Source organism: Streptomyces sp. Y20 (genome assembly GCF_043195475.1).
GTDB lineage: Bacteria > Actinomycetota > Actinomycetes > Streptomycetales > Streptomycetaceae > Streptomyces.
On record NZ_JBIDDP010000001.1, the window covers coordinates 315,259 to 339,957 of the forward strand.

24 protein-coding genes are annotated in these 24,699 nt (G+C 73.7%); 9 read left to right on the top strand and 15 right to left on the bottom strand.

What is annotated here, in order from left to right; translation table 11 throughout:
• The first annotated feature begins 46 nt into the window (after nucleotides 1-46).
• A complete protein-coding gene (locus tag ACGFT1_RS01465; protein WP_373907632.1) occupies nucleotides 47-451 on the top strand; it encodes a MarR family winged helix-turn-helix transcriptional regulator in 405 nt (134 codons plus the stop codon).
• On the opposite strand, the gene ACGFT1_RS01470 is transcribed toward ACGFT1_RS01465, so the two are convergent.
• Nucleotides 397-1,254, bottom strand: coding sequence for a GNAT family N-acetyltransferase (locus tag ACGFT1_RS01470; protein ID WP_373906978.1), 858 nt, complete (start codon nucleotides 1,252-1,254; stop codon nucleotides 397-399). The two genes, ACGFT1_RS01465 and ACGFT1_RS01470, sit on opposite strands and share 55 nt — an antisense overlap.
• Nucleotides 1,255-1,493: 239 nt before the next feature.
• On the opposite strand from ACGFT1_RS01470, the gene ACGFT1_RS01475 reads away from it, so the two are divergent.
• From ACGFT1_RS01475 to ACGFT1_RS01495, 5 genes are all read left to right on the top strand, one after another.
• A complete protein-coding gene (locus ACGFT1_RS01475; protein ID WP_373906979.1) occupies nucleotides 1,494-2,099 on the top strand; it encodes a sulfite oxidase-like oxidoreductase in 606 nt (201 codons plus the stop codon).
• Between the two features lie 124 nt (nucleotides 2,100-2,223).
• Entirely contained in the window at nucleotides 2,224-2,943 is a 720-nt protein-coding gene (locus tag ACGFT1_RS01480; protein ID WP_373907633.1) for a ferredoxin reductase, read from the top strand.
• A gap of 306 nt (nucleotides 2,944-3,249) precedes the next feature.
• Nucleotides 3,250-4,218: an acetylxylan esterase gene (locus ACGFT1_RS01485; protein WP_373906980.1), complete on the top strand. Its 969-nt coding sequence runs from the start codon at nucleotides 3,250-3,252 to the stop codon at nucleotides 4,216-4,218.
• A gap of 208 nt (nucleotides 4,219-4,426) precedes the next feature.
• On the top strand, nucleotides 4,427-5,617 hold the full coding sequence (locus ACGFT1_RS01490) for a serine hydrolase domain-containing protein (RefSeq protein ID WP_373906981.1): 1,191 nt from the start codon (nucleotides 4,427-4,429) through the stop codon (nucleotides 5,615-5,617).
• A 153-nt stretch (nucleotides 5,618-5,770) separates the two neighbouring features.
• A complete protein-coding gene (locus ACGFT1_RS01495) occupies nucleotides 5,771-6,514 on the top strand; it encodes a GntR family transcriptional regulator (RefSeq protein WP_373906982.1) in 744 nt (247 codons plus the stop codon).
• Here ACGFT1_RS01495 and ACGFT1_RS01500 read toward each other — a convergent pair.
• Nucleotides 6,492-7,259, bottom strand: coding sequence for a class I SAM-dependent methyltransferase (locus tag ACGFT1_RS01500; RefSeq protein ID WP_373906983.1), 768 nt, complete (start codon nucleotides 7,257-7,259; stop codon nucleotides 6,492-6,494). The two genes, ACGFT1_RS01495 and ACGFT1_RS01500, sit on opposite strands and share 23 nt — an antisense overlap.
• A gap of 794 nt (nucleotides 7,260-8,053) precedes the next feature.
• The gene (locus tag ACGFT1_RS01505; RefSeq protein WP_373906984.1) at nucleotides 8,054-8,647 is read right to left on the bottom strand and encodes a PadR family transcriptional regulator; all 594 of its coding nucleotides are present in this window, start codon (nucleotides 8,645-8,647) and stop codon (nucleotides 8,054-8,056) included.
• A 73-nt stretch (nucleotides 8,648-8,720) separates the two neighbouring features.
• On the opposite strand from ACGFT1_RS01505, the gene ACGFT1_RS01510 reads away from it, so the two are divergent.
• Nucleotides 8,721-9,119: a nuclear transport factor 2 family protein gene (locus ACGFT1_RS01510; RefSeq protein ID WP_373906985.1), complete on the top strand. Its 399-nt coding sequence runs from the start codon at nucleotides 8,721-8,723 to the stop codon at nucleotides 9,117-9,119.
• Between the two features lie 31 nt (nucleotides 9,120-9,150).
• Here ACGFT1_RS01510 and ACGFT1_RS01515 read toward each other — a convergent pair whose 3' ends face one another.
• Both ACGFT1_RS01515 and ACGFT1_RS01520 read right to left on the bottom strand, forming a co-directional pair.
• Complete coding sequence (locus ACGFT1_RS01515; protein ID WP_373906986.1) at nucleotides 9,151-10,041, bottom strand: hypothetical protein; 891 nt, start codon at nucleotides 10,039-10,041, stop codon at nucleotides 9,151-9,153.
• 96 nt (nucleotides 10,042-10,137) lie between these two features.
• Nucleotides 10,138-11,370: a cytochrome P450 gene (locus ACGFT1_RS01520; protein WP_373907634.1), complete on the bottom strand. Its 1,233-nt coding sequence runs from the start codon at nucleotides 11,368-11,370 to the stop codon at nucleotides 10,138-10,140.
• A gap of 484 nt (nucleotides 11,371-11,854) precedes the next feature.
• Here ACGFT1_RS01520 and rho point away from each other — a divergent pair, with 484 nt between their 5' ends.
• Both rho and ACGFT1_RS01530 read left to right on the top strand, forming a co-directional pair.
• Nucleotides 11,855-13,003: a transcription termination factor Rho gene (gene rho, locus ACGFT1_RS01525; protein WP_373906987.1), complete on the top strand. Its 1,149-nt coding sequence runs from the start codon at nucleotides 11,855-11,857 to the stop codon at nucleotides 13,001-13,003.
• 103 nt (nucleotides 13,004-13,106) lie between these two features.
• Nucleotides 13,107-14,279: a D-alanyl-D-alanine carboxypeptidase family protein gene (locus tag ACGFT1_RS01530; protein ID WP_373906988.1), complete on the top strand. Its 1,173-nt coding sequence runs from the start codon at nucleotides 13,107-13,109 to the stop codon at nucleotides 14,277-14,279.
• A 66-nt stretch (nucleotides 14,280-14,345) separates the two neighbouring features.
• On the opposite strand, the gene ACGFT1_RS01535 is transcribed toward ACGFT1_RS01530, so the two are convergent.
• From ACGFT1_RS01535 to ACGFT1_RS01580, 10 genes are all read right to left on the bottom strand, one after another.
• Nucleotides 14,346-15,272, bottom strand: coding sequence for a glutaminase (locus ACGFT1_RS01535; RefSeq protein ID WP_373906989.1), 927 nt, complete (start codon nucleotides 15,270-15,272; stop codon nucleotides 14,346-14,348).
• A gap of 65 nt (nucleotides 15,273-15,337) precedes the next feature.
• Entirely contained in the window at nucleotides 15,338-16,354 is a 1,017-nt protein-coding gene (locus ACGFT1_RS01540) for an asparaginase (RefSeq protein ID WP_373907635.1), read from the bottom strand.
• A gap of 11 nt (nucleotides 16,355-16,365) precedes the next feature.
• Complete coding sequence (locus tag ACGFT1_RS01545) at nucleotides 16,366-16,872, bottom strand: hypothetical protein (protein ID WP_373906990.1); 507 nt, start codon at nucleotides 16,870-16,872, stop codon at nucleotides 16,366-16,368.
• Nucleotides 16,869-17,600 carry a FadR/GntR family transcriptional regulator gene (locus ACGFT1_RS01550; protein ID WP_373906991.1) on the bottom strand — a complete coding sequence of 244 codons (732 nt, stop codon included), beginning with the start codon at nucleotides 17,598-17,600 and terminating at the stop codon, nucleotides 16,869-16,871. Before ACGFT1_RS01550 ends, ACGFT1_RS01545 begins: the two co-directional genes overlap by 4 nt.
• Before the next feature lie 153 nt (nucleotides 17,601-17,753).
• Nucleotides 17,754-18,590, bottom strand: a complete 837-nt coding sequence (locus ACGFT1_RS01555; protein WP_373906992.1) for an undecaprenyl-diphosphate phosphatase — start codon at nucleotides 18,588-18,590, stop codon at nucleotides 17,754-17,756.
• 295 nt (nucleotides 18,591-18,885) lie between these two features.
• A complete protein-coding gene (locus ACGFT1_RS01560) occupies nucleotides 18,886-19,347 on the bottom strand; it encodes a CrcB family protein (protein WP_373906993.1) in 462 nt (153 codons plus the stop codon).
• A 68-nt stretch (nucleotides 19,348-19,415) separates the two neighbouring features.
• Nucleotides 19,416-20,372, bottom strand: a complete 957-nt coding sequence (locus ACGFT1_RS01565; protein WP_373906994.1) for an SMP-30/gluconolactonase/LRE family protein — start codon at nucleotides 20,370-20,372, stop codon at nucleotides 19,416-19,418.
• A gap of 19 nt (nucleotides 20,373-20,391) precedes the next feature.
• Nucleotides 20,392-20,676, bottom strand: a complete 285-nt coding sequence (locus ACGFT1_RS01570) for an ArsR family transcriptional regulator (RefSeq protein WP_373906995.1) — start codon at nucleotides 20,674-20,676, stop codon at nucleotides 20,392-20,394.
• Nucleotides 20,677-20,859: 183 nt separating this feature from the next.
• Complete coding sequence (locus ACGFT1_RS01575) at nucleotides 20,860-22,422, bottom strand: glycosyl hydrolase 53 family protein (protein ID WP_373906996.1); 1,563 nt, start codon at nucleotides 22,420-22,422, stop codon at nucleotides 20,860-20,862.
• Nucleotides 22,423-22,530: 108 nt separating this feature from the next.
• The gene (locus ACGFT1_RS01580; RefSeq protein WP_373906997.1) at nucleotides 22,531-24,552 is read right to left on the bottom strand and encodes a beta-galactosidase; all 2,022 of its coding nucleotides are present in this window, start codon (nucleotides 24,550-24,552) and stop codon (nucleotides 22,531-22,533) included.
• Between the last annotated feature and the right edge of the window lie 147 nt (nucleotides 24,553-24,699).

Below are 24,699 nucleotides of genomic sequence, written 5' to 3' on the forward strand. Positions count from 1 at the left end.
TCCCGTGAGCGCAGCGGAGTCGGCCGTCGAGACGATCCAGCGCGAGATGACGATCTTCGCCCGCCGGGCCCGGGCCTCGGCGGGCCGCATGCACCCCGAGCTGTCCCTGGTGTCGTACACCCTGCTGGGCCACCTGGAGGAGCGCGGCGGCTGCCGGGCGACCGACCTGGCGGCCCACTACGCGCTGGACAAGTCCACGGTGAGCCGCCAGGTGGGCGCGCTGGAGCGGGCCGGGCTGATCGAACGCCGCCTGGACCCGGAGGACCACCGGGTGCAGGTGCTGCACCTGACGGAGGCCGGCGAGGACATCCTCGCCCAGGTCACCCGCAGCCGCCGGACCGCCTTCCGGGAGCGGCTCGCGAACTGGCCCGAGGAGGACCTGGTGCGCTTCGCGGCCTATCTGGAGCGGTACAACGCGGCGCCGGGCGAGATCGGCCCCGGCGCCGACTGACCGCCCTCCGGGGCACCGCTCCGGCCGGGCGCCCGCCCGGGGTACGCCACGGCTGCCGCCGGGCGGCCGTCCGCCAGCCGCTCCGGCGCCCGGGCCGCCAGGAACACGGTGTGGCGGCGCAGCCGGAAGCCCAGGGACTCGTACAGCCGGACGGCCCTGGTGTTCTGCGCGCCCGTGTGCAGGAACGGGGTCTCGCCGCGCTCCCTGATGCCGTGGGCGACCGCGAGGACCAGCCGGGTGGCGAGCCCCTCGCCGCGGAACGCGGGGTCCGTGCAGACCGCGCTGATCTCGGTCCAGCCGGGCGGACGCAGCCGCTCCCCCGCCATGGCGACGAGCGCGCCGCCGCGCCGGATGCCGAGGTAGGTGCCGAGCTCCAGAGTGCGCGGCAGGAACGGCCCCGGCTCGGTGCGGGCCACCAGGTCGAGCATGTCGGGGACGTCCGCCGGGCCGAGCCGGACCGCTTCCGCGTCCGGAGCGGCGGCGATGCCGCCGTCCACGAACTGCACGCCCTCGACCCGGAAGGTGATCTCCCAGCCGTCCGGTACCTCCCCGCGGTAACCGGGCAGCGGGACCTCGGCGCCCGGTCCCGCCAGTTCGGCGAGGTCCGCCCAGTCCTGCGCGTCCGGGAGGTCGGGCAGGGCGAGCCAGGGCGAGACGTCGACGGGGTAGCGCAGCACCCGGCCGCGCCGCTCGGCGAAGTGGGCGTGCGCGCCGGTCAGGGAGGCGAGAGCCGGGTTGTCGAGGACGTGCGGGACGCCGGCGGCGGCCGGGCCGGGGCCACCCGGACTGCTCAGGATGCTCACGCGGCCACCTCGGTCACTGTCGTCGGGACGTACGGCTTGGACATCCTCGCTCCCTCATTTCCCTCGCGTCGTCACCGGCGCCGCCCTCGCACTGTCACCGGTGCGCCGGAGCCGGCACTGAGCGCCAAGGAGACGCACCCGGCCGCGTATTCCCAGCGCCCGGAAGAGTTCATACCGCCGCAACGATCAGGGCGTGACCAGGGACGGGGGCAGCCGGAGCGACAGCGTACGGTTGAACCATGAACGTCACGCGAGGCTTCACGGGCCGCCCGCGCGTCCACCGGCCCGGGCTGCCGCCCGGACAGTACGACGCGGGCGACGACTGGCCCGTCCTGTCCGCCGAGGTCACCCCGGACCTCGGGCCCGGCGACTGGTCCCTCCGGATCGACGGCCTGGTCGAACGGCCGCACACCTGGGACTGGGACGCCGCCCACGGGTTGCCGGCGTCGGCGTACGACGGTGACATCCACTGTGTGACCGGCTGGTCCAAGTTCGGCGTGCGGTTCGGCGGTGTCTCGCTCGACGCCTTCTTCGATGTGGTGCGACCCCATGGGTCCGCCACCCATGCCGTCGCCTACTCCCACACGGGTTACACCACGAACCTGCCCCTGTCCGACCTCACCGGCGGCCGGGCCTGGATCGCCTGGGAATACGAGGGCGGGCCGCTGCCGGCCGAGCACGGCGGCCCGGCGCGGCTGCTGGTACCCCATCTCTACTTCTGGAAGAGCGCCAAGTGGATCGCGGGCATCACGCTCCTCGACCACGACGAGCCCGGCTTCTGGGAGCGCAACGGCTACCACGCCCGCGGCAACCCCTGGGAGGAGCAGCGGTACTCCGGTGACTGAGACGGTGATCCAGACGGTGACTGACACCACGGTGAGTGAGACGGCGGTGGCTGAGACGGCGCGGACCGAGACGGCGGTGACTGGTGCGACGACCGGGACGGCGACTCCCGTGACGCGGTTCGCGGTGCCCGGGCGGATCGCCGTGAGCGAGGGCGCGGCGGCGGTGTGGCAGACCGCCACCCTGACCGAGATCCGGCGGGAGACACCCCGCGCGACGACGTTCCGCCTGGCCGTGCCGGAGTGGGCGGGGCATCTGCCCGGCCAGCACCTGATGCTGCGGCTGACCGCGCAGGACGGTTACGCGGCGCAGCGCCACTACTCGATCGCGTCGGCACCGGACGACTCCGGGCACATCGAGCTGACCCTGGACCGCGTGCCGGACGGCGAGGTCTCCGGCTGGTTCCACACCGTGGCCCGGCCCGGCGACACCGTCGAGGTGCGCGGTCCGGTGAGCGGCTTCTTCGCCTGGCCGGGCGACCGGCCCGCGCTGCTGCTGGGGGCCGGTTCGGGGGTGGTACCGCTGATGTCGATGGTCCGGCACCACCGGGCGCGCCGCCTCACCGTGCCGCTGCGGGTGCTGGTGTCCGCGCGCAGCCCGGAGGAACTGATCTACGCGGCCGAGATGGGCGCCGAGACGACACCCGTGTTCACCCGCAGCGCCCCGCCAGGTGTACCGGTGGGACGTATGGCCGCCACACATGTGGCGCCACTCCTGGCCGAGCCGCCGGCCGGTGGGTGGGAGGCCTATGTGTGCGGGTCCAACGCGTTCGCCGAGCACGCCTCCCGGCTGCTGGTCGCGGCGGGCCAGCCGGTGGACCGCATCCGGATCGAGCGCTTCGGCTGAGTGAGCGCCCACGCGGCGCCCGGTACCGGTGCCGATGCCGTGCCGGTGCCGGCACTCGGACCGGGGCCGGGCACGCGAGTGTCGGCGCAGCCCCGCCCAGGACCGGTCAGTGACCCGACCACTGCCGGAGCTGTTCACCCCGCCTGCCCCTCCGGAAACAAGCGCTTACCCGCACCCGACCAGCGCCATGTGCCCCTCGCGCCCCGCCTCCGCGAGGATCCCTTTCCTGCTCACGAACCTGGCGGGTCATCCGACCACCCACGTACGGTGAGACGACGCAGTCTCCCTTTCCCAAGGCGGTTGTTGATGGCCCTGTTCGACCTCCCCCTCGACGAACTCCGCAAGTACCGCAGCGAGTCCACCGTGCCCGCGGACTTCGACACCTTCTGGGACAAGACGCTCCGGGAGGCCCGCGCGTACGAACTGGACGCGCGGTTCGAGCCGGTGGACACCGGGCTGTCCACGGTCGAGGTGTACGACGTGACGTTCGCCGGGTTCGGCGGTCACCCCGTGAAGGGCTGGCTGCGCCTGCCGGCCGGGGCCACCGAACCACTGCCGCTGGTCGTGGAGTTCCTCGGCTACGGCGGTGGACGCGGCCTTGCGCACGAGAGTCTGCTGTGGGCGTCGACGGGCCGGGCGCACTTCCTGATGGACACCCGCGGGCAGGGCAGCGCCTGGGGCGGCGGGGGTGCCACGGCGGACCCGGTGGGCGCGGCGCCCGCGTACCCCGGGTACATGACACGGGGCATCGAGGCACCGGAGAACTATTACTACCGCCGGGTGTTCACGGACGCCGTACGGGCGGTCGAGGCGGCCCGCTCGCATCCGCTGACCGACGCGGCACGGACCGTGGCGCTCGGTGCCAGCCAGGGCGGTGGCATCACGCTGGCCGTCGGCGCGCTGGTCCCCGACCTGGTCGCGGTGGCCCCGGACGTGCCGTTCCTGTGCGACTTCCCGCGCGCGACGATCCTGACCGACCGTCACCCGTACCGCGAGATAGGCCTGTTCCTCAAGACGCACCGTGGGCGCCTGTCGGACGTGCTGCGCACCCTGTCCTACTTCGACGGGGTGCATTTCGCGGCCCGCGGGCGGATGCCGGCCCTGTTCTCGGTGGCGCTGGAGGACGAGACGTGTCCGCCGTCGACCGTGTTCGCGGCGTACAACGCGTGGGCCGGTGACGACAGGACGATCGAGGTGTACGACTTCAACGACCACGAGGGTGGCGGCCCCTTCCACGAGGCGGCGAAGGTGCGCTGGCTGCGGTCGTACGCCTGATCCGCCGGCCGCGCCCCCGGCCCTGATCCGCCGCCCCCCGGCCGGTCCCGACCGCCCCCGGACGGTTCCCGGGCGCGCCGTTCCTGCCCGCGGCCCGGCCGGCCGGGTGCCCGTGCCCGCCCTTCCCCCCGGTCCGACCAGTCGGTACGTTCGGAGCGCCCGGGTCCCGGTGTCATGGCCCGGCTCAACCGGCGACGACGGAGGTCATATGTCCGCACTGGAGGCACGGCAGACACCCCAGCCGCACCCGATGATCCACGGGCACTGCGACCCGCGGTTCTCCGCGGTGCGGGAGGCGTTCGAGGAGAACTTCCGGGAGCGGGGTGAACTGGGCGCCGCGGTGGCGGTCACCGTCGCGGGGGAGACTGTGGTGGACCTGTGGGGCGGCTGGGCGGACGCGGCCCGCGCCCGGCCCTGGGAGCGGGACACCGTGGTGAACGTGTGGTCGACCACCAAGGGACCGGTGGCGCTGTGCGCGCACATACTCGCCGACCGCGGGCTGCTCGACCTCGACGCACCGGTGGCCTCCTACTGGCCGGAATTCGCCGCCGCGGGCAAGGAGAAGGTGCTCGTCCGGCATCTGCTGTCCCACCGGTCCGGGCTCTGCGGCCTGCGGGAGCCGCACACCCTGGAGGAGTTGTACGACTGGGAGCTGACCACCGCGCGGCTCGCGGCCATGGCGCCCTGGTGGGAGCCGGGCACCCGGTCCGGGTACCACGCGCTGACGTACGGCTTCCTCGTCGGGGAGGTCGTACGCCGGGTGTCGGGGTTGCGGCCCGGGGCCCTTCTGGCGCGGGAGGTGACCGGGCCGCTCGGGATCGACTTCACCATCGGCCTGCCGGAGGGGGAGGCCGGCCGGGCCGCCGAGCTGGTACGTCCGCCGGCCGCGTCGAGCGGCCGGCAGACGGCTCTCTTCGGCCGGCTGGCGCCGGCCGCGCTGGCGGCTCTCGCCAACCCCGTGGCCGGAGCGGCCGAGGCGAACAGTCCCGGCTGGCGGGCGGCGGAGATTCCCGCGGCCAACGGGCACGGCACCGCGCGGGCGGTCGCGGCACTGTACGGCGTCTTCGCCGGGCGCGGCTCCCACGGGGGCCGGCGGATCCTGTCGCCGGAGGCGGCGGAGCGGGTGCGCGAGCGGCAGGGCAGCTGCCGCGATCTGGTGCTCGGCGCGGGCTTCGAGGGTGAGACGGAGATCGGGCTCGGGCTGTGGCTGAGCGGACCGCAGGGCTCGTACGGGCCCAATGCGCGCGCTTTCGGCCATGACGGGTTCGGTGGTTCCTGCGGGCTCGCCGACCCGGAGGCGGGCGTGTCGCTGGGTTACGTGATGAACCGGATGGGACCGCACATCGCCAATGACCCACGGAAGTCGGCGCTGGTCGACGCCGTCTACAGCACCCTGTGACGCCTCGCCGCGCCTCCGGGTGGCCACGCGCCGTGGCGGACGGATTTCGGCCTAACCGGCGGCCCGCCCTTCCCTTGTGGTTTAGACCAATGCTAATTGTGGTCGCGCAACGAACCCGTACGGCTACGTTTTGTCACCGACAGGAGGCGCGGCATGGCCCGCACCACCCCCCACGATCCCCCGCCCAGCGACGGCCGGCCCCTGTACGGGCGGATCGCGGCGCTGCTGCTGGAGGAACTGCGCGACGGCACCATTCCGCCCGGTGAACGGCTGCCCGGCGAACGGCATCTGGCCGCCTACTTCCGGGTCAGCCGGGAGACCGTCCGGCAGGCACTGGACGTGCTGCGCCGCAACGGTGTCGTCACCACCGACCGGCGGGGCAGCCACGCCACGCTGCCCGGCGAGCCGGCCGAGGCGCCGCAGTCGCTCCCCTTTCCGGTCGGCGCCCGGTCCACGGACCCCTGCGCGCTGGACCGGGCCACGGTGACCTGGGAGGCTCCGCCGCCGGAGCACGCGACGGCGCTGGGGCTGGCCGCGCACCGGCCGACGCTGGTGCATCGCTACGAGTCGCTCGCGCCGGACGGGCGGTCCCTGCGGACGGCGTTGACATCGTTTTCCGCGGTGGCGCTGGCCGAGGTGGCCGAGCTGGCCCGCTACCGGGACCGGGCCGACGGGGCCACGCCCGCGCAGCTGCGGCGAGCGTACGACTGGATGCGCAAGGCCGGACTGACCCTGCACCACCGGGACGCCATCACCCAGGTCGGTGACGCCTCCTCGGTCCGGGTGACCCGGCGGGTGCACGACCAGTACGCGCGTCCGCTGGAGATCACCGACCTGGTGGTGAACGCCGAACAGGACGCGTTGGTCTACGAGTTCACATCACCGGCCGCGGGCTGACCCGGCGTCCGGCGGGCGCCGCGGCCTTGCGGGCCACGACCAACCGGGCGCGCGGGCTGCCGTCGGCTCGCCGGCCGAACCCGGGCAGGACACCCAGCTCGACCGTGAAACCGGCGCGCGTCAGCTCCCTTGTCATCGCACCGAGCCCGAAGGCCCGGTAGTACATGACGAACGGTGGCCGCCACAGCGCGTTGCGCACCCGCATCACCGCGTCGAAGCCGGACAGCAGCCAGAAGTCGCGCCGCGTCGGGCGGGGCGGGGCCGGCACCGGGAAGACGAGACGGCCCCCGGGGCGCAGCACGGAGTGGACCTGGGTGAAGAGCCCCGGGAGCTCCCGGGGCAGGAAGTGCCCGAACGCCCCGAAGGAGACGACGAGATCGAAGGCGGCCGCGAACGGCAGGGCCCGGGCGTCGCCGCGCACCCAGGCGGGGGCGGGGCCGTCGGCGGGGCGCGGCCGGCGGCGGGCGGCATCGAGCATGCCGGTGCTGAAGTCGACGCCCGTGACGCTGTGGTGGCACAGCCCTGCCAGCATCTCCGTGCCGGCGCCGGTGCCGCAGCACAGATCGAGTCCGTCCGCGAAGGGGCCGAGCGGCGCCAGCGCCCGCGCCGCGGCGTCCAGCACCCGGTCGGAGGTGCGGAAGGGGGTGTGGTCGAACTTCGGGGCGAGCAGGTCGTAACCGTGCTCGACGGACGACAGTGCCTGCACGGCGAGTTCGCGGAGCGTGGGGCCTTCGGGTCCGAACATTGCGTCAGCCTAGGCGCTGTGCCGGCGGCCGGGCGAGGTGTGCGGTGGGCGGCACCCCGTCAGCCGTATGTGGCGTGGCAGAGCCGCACGATGTCCGGCGCGGCCACGCCGTCCGCACGGCGGCACACGTCACGCATCTGCTCCGTGGGCGGCCGGTGGACGTGACGGGGGCGCGGGGCGGGGTGCTGTACGGGGGAACGGGGCCGCAGGCGCGGGTGGTGGGCCCGCGGGGCGGCCGGCCGTGCCCGGCGGGGCACGGCGGGCGCGGCTCGGCCCACGGGCGCGGTGTGGCTTCCCGGGGCGGCTTTCCTCCTCCCCGGGGCAGCCGCCGGCGCGGGCGCTTCCCGGCGCCCGGGGCCCGTGCGCACGAGCGCCGCGGGTCCGGGCGGGAGGCTGAGCGGCGCGTTGACGGCCGAGGGTGCCGCCGCCGCGTCCGGTGCCGACGGGCCCTGGGAACGGGCGGGGTCCGGCAGGGCGCCGGGGCGGACGGTGGTGCAGCCGGCGACGCTCACGAGCGCCGCGATCAGCAGCGGAAGTAGTCGGCGAGGCACCCGACCACTGTGCTGCACGGTGAGCGGTGTCGGTGGGCGGGACGCGGTACGACCACTCCGACGAGCGATCGGCCGGGCCCGGACTGGACGGCTGGGGCGGTGCACCCGTCGTCAGCGGTCCCGGCCGCCAGTGGTCAGGCCGTCGTCAGCGGTCCCGGCCGCCAGTGGTCAGGCCGTCGTCAGTGGCCAGGCCAGTCGGCGGTCAGGCCGTCGTCATTGGGCCGGCCGTCAGTGGGCCGGCCGTCAGTGGTCCGGCCCGGGCACGGCACCGCTCGGCGCGGTGTCGCGGCGGCGCGCCAGGATCGCGAGGACGCGCTCGCACCAGCGCAGGTTCTCCTCCTCCAGGGCGATCCCGCCCATGAGGGTGAGGTACGGCCCGACGCGTTCGGCCGTGCGCAGGAACTCCTCCTCCGTGCGCCCGTCGAGCAGCCGGTCGCGCACCCGCAGGTAGCGGCCGAGTTTGCCGCGCGCCCAGCCCATCCGTTCCTCGATCAGGGCCCGGGTGACCTCCGGGTCGCCGCCATCCATCGCCTGGACCTTGATGAGGAGTTCGTCGCGCAGGGCGGCGGGCCGCTTGGGCGGCTGCGCGGCGAAGGCGCTCAGTTCGGCCCGGCCGGCCCGCGTGAGGGTGAACATCCGCTTGTTGGGCCGGCGTTCCTGCTCCACCGTGCGGGCCCGGACCAGCCCGTCCTGCGCGAGGCGCTCCAGTTCCCGGTAGAGCTGCTGCGGGGTGGCGGGCCAGAAGTTCGCGAGCGAGACGTCGAACGTCTTCGACAGTTCGTAGCCCGAGGCCTCGCCCTCCAGGAGGGCGGCCAGGACGGCGTACCTGAGCGACATGTGGACAGGCTAACAGCCGTTGAATAATCTCATCCGCACCTATTCAATTTGTTGACTATGAGAGGTGGTCCGCATGCGCGCGTTCCGTGAGGCGGTCGAGGCTCGGGACATGGCTGCCGTGGAGGCGCTGCTGGCCGAGGACGTCGTCTTCACCAGCCCGGTGGTGTTCAGGCCGTACACCGGCAGGGCGATCACCGCGGCGATCCTCCGCGCGGTCGTGGAGGTCTTCGAGGACTTCCGCTACGTGAGGGAGATCGGCGACCCGGACGGACCGGAGCACGCGCTGGTCTTCCGGGCCGACGTGGGCGGCCGGGAGCTGACCGGCTGCGACTTCCTGCACGTCGACGAGCACGGTCTGATCGACGAGTTGATGGTCATGGTCCGGCCGCTGTCGGCTGCGCAGGCCCTCGCCGAGGCCATGGGGGCGCGGTTCGGGGAGATCACCCGGGAGGCCGGGGCGCGGCCGGTGTGACCGTCCGGTCCGCGCGCCCGCACGCCCGGGGTCAGTCCCTGAGCTGCCGCAGTGTCGCCTTGGCGTCCGTCTTCAGCCAGCCGGTGATGTCGGTGAGCGCGGGCGGGTTCTTGTCCTGGGAGTAGGAGGTGAGGTACAGGCTGTAGGTCATGACGTACGTCACCCAGCCGTCGCGGACGGCGAGCGTGGCGTAACGGGAGCCGCCGGAGGAGCCGCTCACGGTGTCCTCGCTGATCAGGTAGGCCTCGTCGCCGATGCCCTCGACCGGATCGACGTCGTAACCGGAGTGGCTTTCCCCGTAGTTCTTCCAGCCGGCCGTGAACTCGGGGCCGGGGTCGGTCTTCTTGTGCAGGTCCAGCTGCAGGGTCAGGTAGGCGTCCGCGTACGACGAGCCGGACTTCTTCAGGCTCAGGCTGCAGTAACCCTCGTCCAGCGCCTTGTCCTTGAGGGAGGTGCGGGTCGGCGCGGAGTCCTCCTGGGGATACTCGTCCTTGAAGGAGGAGTAGTCGGCGCCGGAGCACAGGTTGGAGGGCGCCGAGTAGCCGCGCAGGTCCGCGCCGTCGCTCCTGGCGCCGATGGCGAAGACGCCGGCCGCCCATGCGGCGGAGGCCACGACGGCACCGACGGCGGCCCACAGCACCGCGCGGCCGGCCCCGCCGCCACCGGACGGGGGAACGGGCGGTACGGGACCGAACGAGGGCGTCTGGGCGTAGGGGTTTCCGTGCTGCGGGTGTCCGGGGCCGGGGCCGCCGACCGGCGTGGGCTGTGCGTAGAAGGCGCCTGCCGGGGGTGACTGCGGGTGCGGGTAGGGATAGGCCGTCGGCTGCGCGGGGACGGCGGGCTGCGGTGCGGGCTGCTGGGTCTGCTCTGGCCGCGGTGCGGGCTGGTCGGCAGGCTGCGGGGACTGCGGTGGCGTGGACATGCCGTGAAGATAGTGCACGGTTGGCGGTCAAGTCCCCCCACGTCCGGGACTGTTATGGTCCAGGGACATTTGTTACGGGCTCTGTCCGTACGGGCGTTACGCGACTTGCGCCCCCGGCGGCGCCAGGCGCACCGGCAGACTCCGCACACTGTTGCCGACGAAGCCCGCGTGCGGCGTCAGGTCGTGGTCCGGCACGGCGAGACGCAGCGCCGGGAACCGGGTGAACAGCCGTTCCAGGGCGACCGTGGCCTCCAGCCGGGCCAGCGGCGCGCCCAGGCAGTAGTGGGCGCCGTGACCGAGGGAGAGGTGCCGGGCGGCACCGGGCCGGGCGGGCCGGGTGAGGTCGAAGCGGCCGGCGTCCGGGCCGTGCGCGGCCGGGTCGCGGCCGGCGGCTGAATATCCCGCGAGCACGGGTGTGCCGGCGGGGATGAGCGTCCCGGCGACGGTCAGGTCCCGCACCGGGTAGCGGAACGGGAAGTAGCTGACCGGCGCGTCCCAGCGCAGGGTCTCCTCCACGACGTCGGCCCAGCTCGCCTCGCCCGCGCGGACCAGGGCGAGCTGGGCGGGGTGGGCGCACAGGGCGCGTACGGCGTTGGTGATGAGGTTGAGCGTGGTCTCGTGCCCGGCGATGATCATGAGCAGGAGGGTGCCGATCAGTTCGTGCGGGCGGAGCCGGTCACCGCCCTCCTCCCGGGCCGCGATGAGCGCGCTGGTGAGATCGTCACCGGGATGAGCGGCCCTGGCGGCGGCGATCTCCTCCAGTACGGCGAGCAGTTCACGGTGGGCGGCGACGGTCTCGGCGGGTGGGGTGCCGGTGGCCACGACCTTGCCGCCCAGCTCGTGCAGCCGGGTGCGGAACCGTACATCCACACCCAGGAGTTCGCAGATCACCCCCATCGGCAGGGGCAGGGCGAAGTGCCGTCGCAGATCGGCGACACCATCGCCCGCGGCGGCGGCGCGTGCCAGAGCGTCGAGCAGTGTGCCGGTCAACTCCTCGACGCGTGGTCGCAGTCCGGCGACCTGCCCGGGAGTGAACGCCCGGCTGACGAGGGACCGCAGCCGCCGGTGGTCGTCGCCGTCGGCGGTGGTCATGCCCGGGACGGTGGCGAACGTCAGCAGCGGCCAGCCCTCGGCGATCCGGCCCTCCCGCAGTGCCGTGAAGTGGTGGGCGCCCTTCGCGACTTCGGGATGCTGGAGGAACTCCTTCAGCGCCTCGTGCCCGAGTACGGCCACGCCCTCGATCCCGCCGGGCAGCTCGACCGGGGCCACGGCGCCCTGGGCCAGCAGCCGGGCGTTGACGGCGTGCGGGCAGCCGCCGGCGGGGTCCATGCGGTGCGGGGTGCGGGCGGGTGTGGCCTCCACCGGAGTCTCCTGACGTTGCCCTGACAAGACGGTCGATCGTGGTCCCGCGGCCGTACCCCACCGGACGAACCGGCGCGCGCCTCTCTCCGGTGCCGCAGTCGCAGTCGCAGTCGCAGTCGCAGTCGCAGTCGCAGTCGCAGCGGGAATGATCCGGCCCGGCGGCTTGTTGACACGGTCCGGGACACAGCACCCCGTCCGGTGCTACCGTGCCGTCAGCACTCGTGCACGCCCACCGTGGCCGCCGGTGCCAGTCTCCCTCCTTCACGCTGATCTGTTCGCCGTTTCCCGGATTTCCGGCTCCCGGCCCGTCAGCTTCTCCGCACACCCGTCACGGGTGTCCCCTCCCGTGGCCGAGGTGCCGTTCCCGCCGCCCGGAGGCCGCCGTCCGCGCCTCCCTCTCGCGGCCACACCCCTCGTACTCTCGTTCCGTCCGTGAAAGGACACCTCCTTCATGACCACCACACTCGAACACCCGCCCGAGGTCCGGCAGCACCAGGCCGCCCCGACCGTGACCGGTGTCCTGGACATCGACGCGCACGGCAAGGGGCACCTGAGGGCCGCGAACCTCCTCTCCTCCCCCGCCGACCCGCAGGTCGCGCCGGCGCTGATCCGGCGCCACGCACTGCGCGCGGGCGACCTGGTCGAAGGCGTCCGGGGCGCACAGCGCGCCCTGGCCGAGGTGGCGCGCGTCAACGGCCGCGCTCCCGGCGACCTCCGCTCCCGGCGGCACTTCCGCGACCTGACCCCGCTCCACCCGCACCGGCGCCTCCGCCTCGAACACCCCGCCTCGGGACTGGCCGGCCGCGTCACCGACCTGCTCGCACCCGTCGGCAAAGGCCAGCGCGGCCTGATCGTGGCACCGCCGAAGAGCGGCAAGACCGTGCTGCTCCAGCAGCTCGCCGCCGCCGTGGCCGGCAACCACCCCGAGTGCCGGCTGATGGTCGTCCTGCTCGACGAGCGGCCCGAGGAGGTCACCGAGATGCGCCGCTCGGTGCGCGGGGAGGTGTACGCCTCCACGTTCGACCGGTCGCCCCGGGACCACATCGCCCTCGCCGACCTCGTCGTGGAGCGGGCCAAACGCCTGGTGGAGGCCGGTGAGGACGTGGTCGTCCTGCTGGACTCGCTGACCCGGCTGTGCCGGGCCCACAACAACGCATCCGCCGCGGGCGGCCGTACCCTGAGCGGCGGTGTCGACGCGGGCGCGCTGCTCGGCCCCAAGCGGTTCTTCGGCGCCGCCCGGCAGGCCGAGGAGGGAGGTTCGCTCACCATCCTCGCCACCGTGCTCGTGGACACCGGCTCCCGCGCCGACGGCTACTTCTTCGAGGAGCTGAAGGGCACGGGCAACATGGAACTGAGTCTGGACCGGGAACCCGCCGCCCGCCGGGTCTTCCCCGCCGTGGACATCGACGCCACCGGCACCCGCCGCGAGGAACTGCTCCTCACCCCGGGCGAGTTGACGGCCGTCACCGGCCTGCGCCGTGCTCTGCGCTCCCGGGAGGCCGGGCCGGCCGCCCTGGAGACCCTCCTGGCACGCCTGCGGGCCACACCCGACAACGCCGCGTTCCTGCGGCAGGTCCGGCCCACCCTGCCGGCCGGCTGACCCCCGGCCGGGAGGGTGCCGGGTGCGGCATCCGGGTCGCTCCGTTGGGCCGAACGGCCCGGACGGCGCGGCACACAGGGACCCCTCTCCGTACGTTGATCGTATGATCACCGGACTTGCTTATCGGGCGGCCGTGTCGGCCTGCTCCCTGTGCGTGACCGGCCTGCTGGTGCTCACGCCGGCCGCTGCCGCCGCCGGCCACCCGAGCGGGGAGCCCGCACCACCCGCCCCCCGGACCGCGACGCCCGGGCCGGCCCTGCTCTACCGCTCCGGCACCCAGGTCCGGCCGCGCCGGGGCGCGCCCGCGGTGCCGGAGGTGTCGGCGCTGTCCTGGCTGGTCGCCGACGCGGGCAGCGGGGAGGTGCTGGCCGCGGGCGACGCCCACCGCAGGCTGCCGCCGGCCAGCACCCTCAAGACCCTGTTCGCGCTCACCGTGCTGCCGGCACTGCCCGGCGGCATGCGGCACACCGTGCGGTACGAGGAGCTGGAGGACGTCGCCGAGGGCAGCAGCCTGGTAGGCGTCGAGGAGGGGCACACCTACGAGGTGGCCGATCTGTGGCGCGGTGTCTTCCTCAGCTCCGGGAACGACGCCGTGCACGTCCTGGCCTCGCTGAACGGCGGCTGGGACGCAACGGCCGCGCGGATGCAGGTGAAGGCCCGCGCCCTCGGCGCCCTGGACACCCACGTCGTCTCCCCGGACGGCTACGACACCCCCGGCCAGGTGTCCTCCGCCTACGACCTGGCGGTGTTCGGCCGGGCGGGACTGGCCGACCCCGCCTTCGCCCGGTACTGCGCCACTCCCGAGGCCCGCTTCCCCGGTGACGGGTCGCCGTACGAGATCGAGAACACCAACCGGCTGCTGACCGGCGAGGACGGCGTGGCATCCTACCCGGGGCTCGTCGGCATCAAGAACGGCTACACCAGCAACGCGGGCAACACCCTCGTGGCCGCGGCCCGCCGGGGCGGGCGCACCCTGGTGGTGACCGTGATGAACCCGCAGTCAGGCGGCGGGTTCGCCGTGTACGAGGAGGCGCGTGCCCTGCTCGACTGGGGTTTCGCCGCGGCCGGGCAGGTGGATCCGGTGGGGTCGCTGGACGGACTGCGCGCCGCAGCCCGTACGGCGTCGTCCGCCAAGCCGGTGGCGGCGGCCACCGCTCCGGCGCCGGACGACGACTCGGGCTGGTCCGGTCCGGCCGTCGTCGCCGGTCTGGGGCTCGGCGCGGGAGCCGTGGCGCTGACGCTGCGGGCCAAGGGCGGCCGCACGGCCCGCGGTTGACCCGGCCGGCAGCCGGGGCAGCGGGCCCTGGGAGGGGAGGACGGACCGCTTCGGCGGGCCGGCCGCTCAGAACACCGACAGGCCGGTGAGCGTCGTGAACCGGTCCAGTGCCGCCACGCCGGCCACCGAGTTGCCGCGCTCGTCCAGCCCCGGACTCCACACGCACAGCGTGCACCGGCCCGGTACGACCGCGATGATCCCGCCGCCGACCCCGCTCTTGCCGGGCAGGCCCACGCGGTAGGCGAAGTCACCGGCCGCGTCGTACGTGCCGCAGGTCAGCATGACCGCGTTGACCTGCTTGGCCTGGCTGCGGCTGAGCAGCCGGCTGCCGTCGGCGCGGACGCCGTGCCGGGCGAGGAAGCCGGTGGCGAGCGCCAGGTCGGCGCAGGAGGCGGCCACGGAACACTGCCGGAAGTACTGGTCGAGGAGGACCGGCACGTCGTTGCCGATGTTGCCGTAGGACGCCATGAAGTGGGCGAGGGCGGCGTTCCGGTCGCCGTGGGCGGTCTCCGACGCGGCGACCTCCAGGTCGAAGTCGAGGGCGGCGTTGCCGCTCTCGGCCCGCAGAAAGGCCAGCAGTTCCCCGGCCGCGTCACCGGTACGGGTGTGGAGGCGGTCGGTGACCACCAGCGCACCCGCGTTGATGAAGGGGTTGCGCGGGATGCCGCTCTCGTACTCCAGCTGGACCAGCGAGTTGAAGGGATTGCCGGAGGGTTCGCGGCCCACGTGCTCCCACAGTTCGTCACCCTCGCGGGCCAGGTCCAGGGCCAGCGTGAAGACCTTGGTGATCGACTGCGTGGAGAACGGCTGCTGCCACTCCCCCACCCCGTACACCGTGCCGTCCGGCTCGGCGACGGCCATGCCGAAACGGCGGGGGTCGCGGGCGGCGAGCGCCGGGATGTAGTCGGCGGACCGGCCGCGGCCGGGGGCGCGGTCGATCTCCGCCATGATGCGGTCGAGAACCGGTCGGAACTGCGAGGACATGATCGTCATCATGCCGTACCGCCGGCGCGGGGCGCCCGCGGCGTCCGGCTCACCGCGGAACGAATCGGCCTGGCCTAGACGCGGGCCGCCGGGTGAACGGGGTTCAGGGCGTCCACCGGCCGCACGCAGCCGACCGGCACCCCTCCCCCGAGCAGCGGTTCCCCCGCGAACCGAGTGAGCGCGGCCGGGTCTATGCCGGCCCGGGCCAGGGCCGCCGCGGCGACCGGTATACGCGCCCGGTTCGCCCCGTCGGCGATCTTGACGGCGATGGCGCGGCCGTCGGGCAGCGCGGCCACCTGCACGCCCTCGAAACCGTCCTTGGCCAGCAGCCCGGGCACGGCCCGCATGAGCGCGGCGACGTCCCGGCCGGAGCCGGAGGCCATCTCGGCGTGCTCGCGCATCGCGTCCGCGACGCGCGCCTCGGGAGTGCCGGGTGCCGCGGAGGTGATCCGGGCGACGGCACGGGCGAGGCCGTGCAGGGAGACGGCGAACAGCGGGGCGCCGCAGCCGTCCACGGTGACCCGGGCGACGCGCTGGCCGGTGAGTTCCTCGACGGTCTCGGCGACGGCCCGCTGGAGCGGGTGCGCCGGGTCGAGGTAGTCGTCCAGGGACCAGCCGTTGAGCCGGGCGGTCCACAGCATGGCCGCGTGCTTGCCGGAGCAGTTCTGGGCGAGCCGGGAGGGCGCCCGGCCCTCGCGGATCCAGGCGTCCCGCACGACCGGGTCGAACGGCATGTCCGGTACGTTGCGCAGGTCGTTCTCGCCGAGGCCGGCGAGTTCGAGGATGCGACGGGTGCCGGCGAGGTGGCGCTCCTCGCCGGAGTGGCTCGCGGCGGCCAGCGACAGCAGCTCGCCGTCGAGCGGCAGCCCGGCCCGCACCATGGCCACGGCCTGGACGGGCTTGAGGGCCGAGCGCGGGTAGAAGGCCGCCTCGATGTCACCGAGCCGGAAGCCTACCCGGCCGTCGGCTTCCAGGACGACGACGGAGCCGTGGTGGACGCCCTCGACGATCCCGCCGCGGACGAGGTGGGCGACGGGCGTGTGGAGGGGTTCGCGGACGACGGGCGCGCCGGCGGGAGAACTGTCGTACATCACTGCCTGCATCATGGGGTCGGGGCCGGCCGGTACGCGGATCGCGCGTCGGCGCCGGTGGGGGTGGCGGTGGGAGTGGTGCGGGACACGCGGACGCGGACACGGATGCCGTGCCGGCCCGCGAACGGTGCCGCCGCGATCGGCGGCGGACCGGGCACGGGGGTGCGTCCGGTGCCGTCGGCGGCGTACAGGCAGGCCGGGACGCGGGCGGGGAACGCCCACGTCACGGCGCGGGTTGGGGGACGGTCGGGCAGCCGGTACGACGACCGGCCCGGCTCGCCCCTCCGACCCCGCGAGACCCGCCGGACCTGCCGCAACGGCTCGACCGATGTACCCAGCCGGACCTGCCGTCGGGGCGGCAGCTGACGGGTCCCGGCCGTTCCCCGGACCGCGGGGAGGCCGGTCGCCCGGTGGCCGCGGACGGTCCCGGAGCGGATCCGCCGAGGCGTGCGGGCGGCCGGGGAGGCGAGGAGGGCGGACGGGAGGCGCGTCACGTCCTCGGGGCGGCGCGCGCTCATGTACCGGTGCCTTCCGCCGCGGCGGCGCCCGCCCGCCGGGGACGCACGATGTCGGTGAGGGTCGTCTCGACGCGGTCCAAGTGGTGGCTCATGGCCTCCACCGCGTCGCGTTCGCTGCCGTCGGCGAGCGCCTCGACGATCGCCCGGTGCTCGCGGTTGGACTGCTCGCGGCGCCCGCCCAGCTCGTTGAGGAAGGCCGACTGGCGCGCCAGCGCGTCGCGGATCTCCTCGATGACCCGGCGGAACACCGGGTTCTGGGCGGCCTCGGCCACGGCGAGGTGGAAAAGGGTGTCCATGGCGACCCAGGCGGTGGTGTCCGTCTCCCGTTCCATGCGGTCCAGCAGGTGGGTCAGGAGGTCCAGGTTCTCCGGGGTGCGGCGCAGGGCCGCGTAGCCGGCGACCGGGATCTCGATGTGGCGGCGCACTTCGAGCAGGTCGCTGGCCGCGTAGTCGCCGAAGGTCGGGTCCTCCACCGCGTTCGCGACGACGAAGGTGCCCTTGCCGGTCCGGGAGACGGTGAGCCCCATCGTCTGCAGCGCCCGCAGCGCCTCGCGCAGCACGGGCCGCGACACCTCGAGGGTGCGGCACAGCTCGGCCTCCGAGGGCAGCTTGTCGCCGATGGCGTAGGCGCCGCGCTCGATGGCGTCGCGGAGGTGGGCGAGGACCGCCTCCATGGCGCTCACGCGCCGGGGACCACGACCACCTGTCTGGCTGTCTGACAGGCTCACGGCACCGATCCTGCGGCGTACGGGCCGGGGCTGTCAAGGCGGGCCCGGGAAGGGCGGGGCGGGGTGCGCGGCCTGGTCGGGCCGGGGGGGGGGGGGGGGGGGGGGGGGGGGGGGGGCGCCCCCCCCACCCCGCTGGGTGACGCGCGTCTCCCGTCAGCCGCTGAGCGTGCCGGTGCCGAGCAGGCCGAGCAGGAGGACGCCGACGACGATCCGGTAGATCACGAAGGCGTTGAAGGAGTGCTTGGCGACGAACTTCAGCAGCCAGGCGATGGAGGCGTAGGCGACCACGAACGACACGACGGTCCCGACGGCCAGCGGGGCCGCGCCCACGCCCGCACCGAGGGCGTCCTTCAGCTCGTACAGGCCCGCGCCGGTCAGGGCGGGGATGCCGAGGAAGAAGGAGAGCCGGGTGGCGGCGACGCGGTCGAGGTCGAGGATGAGCGCGGTGGACATGGTGGCGCCGGAGCGGGAGAAGCCGGGGAAGAGCAGGGCGAGGATCTGGGAGCAGCCGACCCACATGGCGTCCTTGAAGGACGTGTCGTCCTCACCCCGCTTGTGCCGGCCCATCTGGTCGGCGGCCCACATCACGCCCGAGCCGACGATCAGCGAGCCGGCGACCACCCACAGCGAGGCGAGCGGGCCGTCGATCAGCGGCTTCGCGGCCAGGCCCACGACGACGATCGGGACGGTGGCGGCGATGACCCACCAGGCGAACTTGTAGTCGTGGTGGTAGCGCTCCTCGCGGTTGGTCAGACCGCGGCCCCAGGCGGTGACGATGCGCCGGATGTCCTTGAAGAAGTACACGAGCACGGCGGCGATGGCGCCGACCTGGATGACGGCGGAGAACCCGACGACGGACTTGTCGTCGACGGGGATGTCCATGAGCCCCTCGACGATCTTGAGGTGGCCGGTCGAGGACACCGGGAGGAACTCGGTCACCCCCTCGACTACCCCGAGGACGACGGCCTGACCGACGGAGATGGCGCTCATGGAATCCAGTTCTGAGGAGAGTTAGGTCGACAGTGCAGTAGACAGTACTGACTCCGCCCGGCCGGGCGACAGGCGCCCGGGCCCAAAGGGCGTCGGCCGGCGCGACCCCGGTAAGGGCCGCTCCCCCGCCCGGGCGGGGCGGGGACCGCAGGGGACGACCTCGCACACCTCCGGGGTCACCAGGGCCTCACCGGTCAGCTCTTCGAGCTGGGGCAGGAATGGAGCGGCTCGTGGTGCCGGGTGTCGTTCTCGCCGGCGCAGCCGGTCAGCCGGAGGGCGCGGTGGGTGGGTCATGTCATCGCCGCCTGCCGGTCAGCAGGCGGCGGGCGGCGGCCGAAGCCAGCCGGACCGCCGCGAGGGCCGCGCACGGCGTCGCGGCGAGGTACACGGCCGCGAGGCCGGGGTGGCCGGCGTCGGCCAGTCGGCGGATGCCGACCGCGTAGGTGGAAAAGGTGGTGAAGCCGCCGAGGACGCCGGTGCCGAGGAACGGCCGCAAGAGGCGGTGGGCGGACCCCACCTCGGTGACGAGCACCATGAGAACGCCCATGACCGCGCAGCCTGTGACGTTCGTCCAGAAGATCGCCCAGGGGAAGCCGCCCGCGGGCGCGGGCCGGGCGAGGCCGAGGGCGTAGCGGGCCGGTGCGTCGAGTGCGCCGCCGGCCGCCACGACCGCGACGACGGGCGCCTGCGTACGCCACTCCGACCGCCGGCGTGCCGTGGAACGGACGCCGCGGGTCTCGGTGCCCGGCGCTGGCATGCTCGTACGTCTCCTGTCCGGCCCGGTCCCCAGGGGCGGTCACGGCCCGGACCAGGGTACCGCCGGCCTCAGCGGGTGGCGGGCCGGGCGCAGACCGCCACACCGGGCTCCAGGAGGCTGCCGAGCACCAAGTGGTCGCGGGTCGCACACACGCTGGTGACCATGCGGAAGCCGGAGTGCCGGCGGGTGAGGTGGTGGACGGTGCGGCCCCGGTCGTCGACGGCGACGACGCCGACGGTGCCGCTCGGCCGGTACGGCGCGTGGACGGCGGCCCGGGCGGCGCCGCGGCGGACGGCCGGCGGGGTGCGGTGCAGCACGTCCAGCGGGGGGACGCGGGGGCCGGCCAAGGCGACCCAGACGGGTCCGCCGGGGCCCTCGCGCCAGAGGTTGTCCGGCATGCCGGGAAGGTCGGCGAAGGGGTCGGCGTGCCCGGCGCGGGGGCCGGTGAGCCGGTAGCGGATGAGGCGGCAGGAGCCGGTCTCGGCGATCATCAGGAAGGAGCCGTCGGCGCTCGGGGCGAGTCCGTTGGCGAACTGCAGGCCGTCCAGCAGGACCTCGGGTGCGCCGCCGGGGGCGAGCCGCAACAGCCGCCCGGTGCCGGTGTGTTCGACGATGTCCCCGATCCACCGGTGGAGGGGGTAGCGGCGGCTGGAGACGGTGAAGTACACGGTTCCGTCCGGCAGGGCGACGGCGTTGCTGCAGAAGCGGAGCCGCTCCCCCGCCACCGAGTCGGCCAGCACGCGGACGGTGCCGTCGTCCGTGCCTACGCGCAGCAGTCCGCGTTCCGCGTCGCACACCAGCAGGTCGCCGTCCGGCAGGAGCTCCAGTCCCAGGGGACGGCCGCCGGTCTCGGCCAGCACCTCCGTGCGCACCGCGTGCGGGTCGCCCGGGTGGTGGACGCGCAGGATGCGTCCGTCCGCCACGCCGGTCAGCACCCGGCCGTGCGGGTCGGCCACGACATCTTCCGGTCCGCGGGCGCCCAGACGGACGTGGTGGAGCGGGACGAGTGGCGTGGGTCGGTCCATGTGCGGTCCCTTCCTCTCTTCACCAGCCCTTTTCGAACATGCGGGCCACCTCGGCGATGCGGATCTCGTCGCGCCGGTAGTAGGTGCGGCAGCAGACCCGGCGGGTGCGCAGCACGCCGAGGCGGGTGAGGAGGTCGAGGTGGGCTGTGGCGGTCCGGCGCGGTACCCCCAGTTTGGCGGCGACGGCCCGCGCGGTGACACCGGTGTCGGCCGAGGCGCGGCGGGCGGCGGGGAAGTGGGCCGCCGGGTCCTTGAGCCACTCCAGGATGGTCTGCCGCATCCGGCCCGAGGGAGTTCCCGTCATCCGTCCGCCTCCGCTCCCCGGCCTCCGCCTACGCAGTGTTCCCACTGTGGCCCGGGGCGACCCCGCCGCGCCCGGGACTCGGCGCCCGTTGTCCGGTACCGGACGGCGGTGTGACCGGGAGGGGTCGCGGCGGGCAGGGAGCGGGCCCGGCCGCGGTGTGCGAACGGGCCCGCCGCGGACGGCTCAGCGGTGGCCGAACCACGACAGGGAGGGAAGCGCCCGGTCGTCGTAACCGAACAGGGCCTGGTTCTCCCAGCCGTTGCCGGAGGTGGCGTCGGCCGGGTCCCAGCCGTTGCCGGGGACGGCGGTCCAGGTCGCCTCCCAGTAGAAGACGCCGAGGCCCCGGCCGTTCGGCACGGCCTCCACGATGCTCGCCACGTCGTTCATCCACCTGGCCTGGCCCGCCGCGGTCGCCGGGTAGCCGGGGACCAGCTCCGCGGTGGTGTCGATCTGGTCGGTGAGCGGGTCGTCGCTGTCGAGGCGGAAGGGGTAGGCCGTCTCGGCGACGAAGACGGGCTTGCCGTAGCGGGCGGCCGCGTCGTCCAGGGTGGTCTGGAAGTCGGCGAGCGGGCCGTGCCAGTACCCGTAGTAGGACAGGCCGATCGCGTCGAACCTGACTCCGTTGGCGAGGGCGTTGTCGAACCACCACTCGGTGCCGGCCTTGTCCCCGCCCTTGGCCAGGTGCAGGGCGACGAGGGTGGCGGGGTTGACCGCCTTGACGGCGTCGTAGCCCGAGTTGATCAGTCCTGCGAGCTGGCTCCAGTTGTCCGTGGATCCCTCGGACCACAGCATGCCGCCGTTGATCTCGTTGCCCACCTGGACCATGTCGGCGGTGGTGCCCTGCGCCTTCAGGGCGCTGAGCACGTCGTACGTGTGGTTGTACACGTCCGTCTTCAGGCGGCTGTAGCTGTGGCCCGCCCAGGCGGCCGGCTTGGTCTGGGCACCGGGGTCGGCCCAGGTGTCCGAGTAGTGGAAGTCGACCAGGAGCTTCATGCCCTGTGCCTTGACCCGCTTGGCCAGGGCCAGGACGTGGGCCTTGTCGTTGTAGCCGTCGGCCGGGTTCACCCACACCTTCAGGCGGGCGTAGTTCATGCCGGACGACCTGAGGATGCCCAGGGCGTCACCGGCGGTGCCGGAGCCGGTCCGGTAGACGCCGCCCTTCGCCTCGCTCTTGGCGAGGGAGGAGATGTCGGCTCCGTGGATGGAGGTGCCGGTGGCACCGGACGTGAAGGTCACATCGTCAACATTGATCCAGTTGCCCGCATGGGCATCACTGTTGACGCTGATGGTGCACTGACTGCCGGTCACCTTGACCGGCGTGACAATGCGTATCCACCCACTGGACGAGACGGGCAGATCGGTGCGCTGTTCCGGGCTGCCGCAGTTCCTCAGGGCGAGATAGGCCGCGTTCTGCCCGCCGCTGGAGCGGACCCACGCGGTGAGCGTGTAGTTCCCGTCGGCCAGTCCGGACAGGTACTGGTAGGTCTCCACCTTGTAGGCGGACGCCGAGTAGTGGCTGAGGCGGTAACTCCCGCCGTGGCCGCCGGGCTCGGTGTACGAGGCGCCCGTGTCGCCGTACTCGGACCAGCCGGCGGGCGTGGCCGCGCCCGTACCGCCGGACTCGAAGCCGCCGTTGGTGACGGTGCTGGCGGCCTGGGCGGGCTGGGCGGGCAGGGCGGTGAGGGCGAGCCCGGCCGCGAGCGGCAGCAGCAGGGTCCTGATGGTGCGTCTGGGATGGAACTTCATCGTCCGTCGTCCCTTCGACGTAACTGGGGAGGGTGTCCTCCGGTGGAGCCGGAGGAGGACCCCTCCGCCCGCGGCTCTCGTGGCACACACGGACGGAGGGGAGCCGGCTCAGCCGTCGAGTCGCACGACCCGGACGGCCCCCGCCGGGACCGCGAGGCGGCCGGCGGCGCGTTCGCCCGTCAGCAGTTCGGTGCCGGGCGTGTCCAGCGGCACCTTCGCGTCGCCGGCGGTGTGGTTGATCACGAAGAGATAGGTGCCCGACGGGCCGCCGCGGCGCACGACCTCGACGTCGCGCGGCAGGTCGGCGCGCGGGGCGATCCCGGCGTCGCCGGCCGCCCGGGCGAGGACCGCGTCCAGGCCCCGGGCGTCGAGGCGGGTGGAGACGTACCAGGCGGTGCCCCGGCCGGTCCGGTGCCGGGTGACGGCCGGCCGGCCCGCGGTGAGTCCGTCGGCGTACGTCCATACGGCCTCGGCACCGCGCGGGACGACGAACTCGCTCCACACGTCCCCGGTCAGTGCGGAGCCGTCCGCGGCGGCCAGACGTACACGTTCGTCCTTCAGCAGCGGCGAGAACTCCTCCACGGTCAGCCCGAGGACGTCGCGCAGCACGCCCGGACAGGCGCCCTCGTGCACGGCGTCGTGCTCGTCGACGATGCCGGAGAAGTACGACACCACGAGCGTGCCGCCGTTCTCGGCGTACTTCCGGAGATTGTTCCCGGCCGCCTCCGTCATCAGGTAAAGGGCCGGCACGACGACAAGGGGATAGGCCGACAGGTCGGCTTCCGGGTGGGCGAAGTCGACGGTGAGGTGTCGGTCGTACAGGGCCTCGTAGAAGGAGTCGGCGCGTTCGCGCGGGTCGTGGTCCTCGCTGGGGCGCCAGGCGAGGTTCTGCGCCCACCAGGACTGCCAGTCCCACAGCATGGCCACGTCGGCCTCGGTGCGGGTGCCGCGGACGGCGCTCAACGCGTCGACGGACGAACCGAGTTCGACCACCTCGCGCCAGACGCGGGTGTCGGTGCCGCCGTGCGGCAGCATCGCCGAGTGAAACTTCTCGGCGCCGCGCCGGGACTGCCGCCACTGGAAGAACATCGCCCCCTCGGAGCCGCGGGCGACGTGCGCGAGGGAGTTGCGGGCCATCTCGCCGGGGGCCTTGGCGGGGTTGCGGGGCTGCCAGTTGACGCCCGAGGTGGAGTGTTCCAGCAGCAGCCAGGGGGCGCCGCCGGCGACCGAGCGGGTGAGGTCGGCGGCCATGGCGAGGTTGACGTGGGTGCGGCGGCCGTCGGTGATCAGATAGTGGTCGTTGGTGACGAGGTCGACCTCGCGGCCCCAGGCCCAGTAGTCCATGGAGTCGCACTGGCTGAGGGCGGTCATGAAGTTGGTGGTGACCGGCACGCCCGGTGCGAGGCGGTGCAGGATGTCCCGTTCGGCGCGGAAGTTCTCCCGGACGGTGGCGTCGGCGAAGCGCCGGTAGTCGAGCGCCTGGCCCGGGTTGCCGGCGGTCGGGGTGGCCCGGGGCGGGTTGATCTGCTCGAAGCCGGTGTAGCGCTGGCCCCAGAAGGCGGTGCCCCAGGCCTCGTTGACGGCGTCGACCGTGCCGTAGGCGTCCGCGAGCCAGCGGCGGAAGTGGGCCGCGCAGGAGTCGCAGTAGCAGGCCGAGACGGGGACTCCGTATTCGTTGTGGACGTGCCACATCGCCAGCGCCGGGTGGTCTCCGTAGCGCTCGGCCAGTGCGGTGGTGACGGCCGCCGCGGCGGCCCGGTAGTCGGTGTTGCTGTGGCAGATCGCGCCGCGTGAGCCGAACTCGTAGCGCATGCCCTCCGCGGTGACCGGCAGCGCCTCGGGGTGCGCCCGGTAGAACCAGACCGGTGGCACCACGGTCGGTGTGCCGAGGTCGACGCGGATGCCGTGGTCGTGGAGGAGACCGAGGACCCGGTCCAGCCAGCCGAAGTCGTACTCCCCCGGGGCGGGTTCGAGCAGGGCCCAGGAGAAGATCCCGACGCTGACCATGGTGACGCCGGCCTCGCGCATCAGCCGGACGTCCTCCTGCCAGACGGACTCCGGCCACTGCTCGGGGTTGTAGTCCCCGCCGAAGGCGAGCCTGGTGAGGCCCCTGGGGCTGAGGTCAGGCATGAATGCCTCCGGGAATCGATCATTTGGGAACGTGCACACACATCGTCAGCGGCGTGAACCCAACATAACCGCACAGCAACAACCATTGACAAGTGTCCGGGATGTTTCTCTACTGTGAACGCTCACAGAAGCATGGCAGGGCGCTCT

Coding starts and splice junctions, on each gene's coding strand:
- ACGFT1_RS01465 (WP_373907632.1), top strand. CDS start 47: ATGACGATCTTCGCCCGCCGGGCCCGGGCCTCGGCGGGCCGCATGCAC.
- ACGFT1_RS01565 (WP_373906994.1), bottom strand. CDS start 20,372: ATGGACCGACCCACGCCACTCGTCCCGCTCCACCACGTCCGTCTGGGC.
- ACGFT1_RS01475 (WP_373906979.1), top strand. CDS start 1,494: ATGAACGTCACGCGAGGCTTCACGGGCCGCCCGCGCGTCCACCGGCCC.
- ACGFT1_RS01540 (WP_373907635.1), bottom strand. CDS start 16,354: ATGTACGACAGTTCTCCCGCCGGCGCGCCCGTCGTCCGCGAACCCCTC.
- ACGFT1_RS01530 (WP_373906988.1), top strand. CDS start 13,107: ATGATCACCGGACTTGCTTATCGGGCGGCCGTGTCGGCCTGCTCCCTG.
- ACGFT1_RS01575 (WP_373906996.1), bottom strand. CDS start 22,422: ATGAAGTTCCATCCCAGACGCACCATCAGGACCCTGCTGCTGCCGCTC.
- rho (WP_373906987.1), top strand. CDS start 11,855: ATGACCACCACACTCGAACACCCGCCCGAGGTCCGGCAGCACCAGGCC.
- ACGFT1_RS01510 (WP_373906985.1), top strand. CDS start 8,721: ATGCGCGCGTTCCGTGAGGCGGTCGAGGCTCGGGACATGGCTGCCGTG.
- ACGFT1_RS01485 (WP_373906980.1), top strand. CDS start 3,250: ATGGCCCTGTTCGACCTCCCCCTCGACGAACTCCGCAAGTACCGCAGC.
- ACGFT1_RS01555 (WP_373906992.1), bottom strand. CDS start 18,590: ATGAGCGCCATCTCCGTCGGTCAGGCCGTCGTCCTCGGGGTAGTCGAG.
- ACGFT1_RS01500 (WP_373906983.1), bottom strand. CDS start 7,259: ATGTTCGGACCCGAAGGCCCCACGCTCCGCGAACTCGCCGTGCAGGCA.
- ACGFT1_RS01560 (WP_373906993.1), bottom strand. CDS start 19,347: ATGCCAGCGCCGGGCACCGAGACCCGCGGCGTCCGTTCCACGGCACGC.
- ACGFT1_RS01515 (WP_373906986.1), bottom strand. CDS start 10,041: ATGTCCACGCCACCGCAGTCCCCGCAGCCTGCCGACCAGCCCGCACCG.
- ACGFT1_RS01495 (WP_373906982.1), top strand. CDS start 5,771: ATGGCCCGCACCACCCCCCACGATCCCCCGCCCAGCGACGGCCGGCCC.
- ACGFT1_RS01490 (WP_373906981.1), top strand. CDS start 4,427: ATGTCCGCACTGGAGGCACGGCAGACACCCCAGCCGCACCCGATGATC.
- ACGFT1_RS01505 (WP_373906984.1), bottom strand. CDS start 8,647: ATGTCGCTCAGGTACGCCGTCCTGGCCGCCCTCCTGGAGGGCGAGGCC.
- ACGFT1_RS01535 (WP_373906989.1), bottom strand. CDS start 15,272: ATGACGATCATGTCCTCGCAGTTCCGACCGGTTCTCGACCGCATCATG.
- ACGFT1_RS01545 (WP_373906990.1), bottom strand. CDS start 16,872: ATGAGCGCGCGCCGCCCCGAGGACGTGACGCGCCTCCCGTCCGCCCTC.
- ACGFT1_RS01570 (WP_373906995.1), bottom strand. CDS start 20,676: ATGACGGGAACTCCCTCGGGCCGGATGCGGCAGACCATCCTGGAGTGG.
- ACGFT1_RS01580 (WP_373906997.1), bottom strand. CDS start 24,552: ATGCCTGACCTCAGCCCCAGGGGCCTCACCAGGCTCGCCTTCGGCGGG.
- ACGFT1_RS01520 (WP_373907634.1), bottom strand. CDS start 11,370: ATGGACCCCGCCGGCGGCTGCCCGCACGCCGTCAACGCCCGGCTGCTG.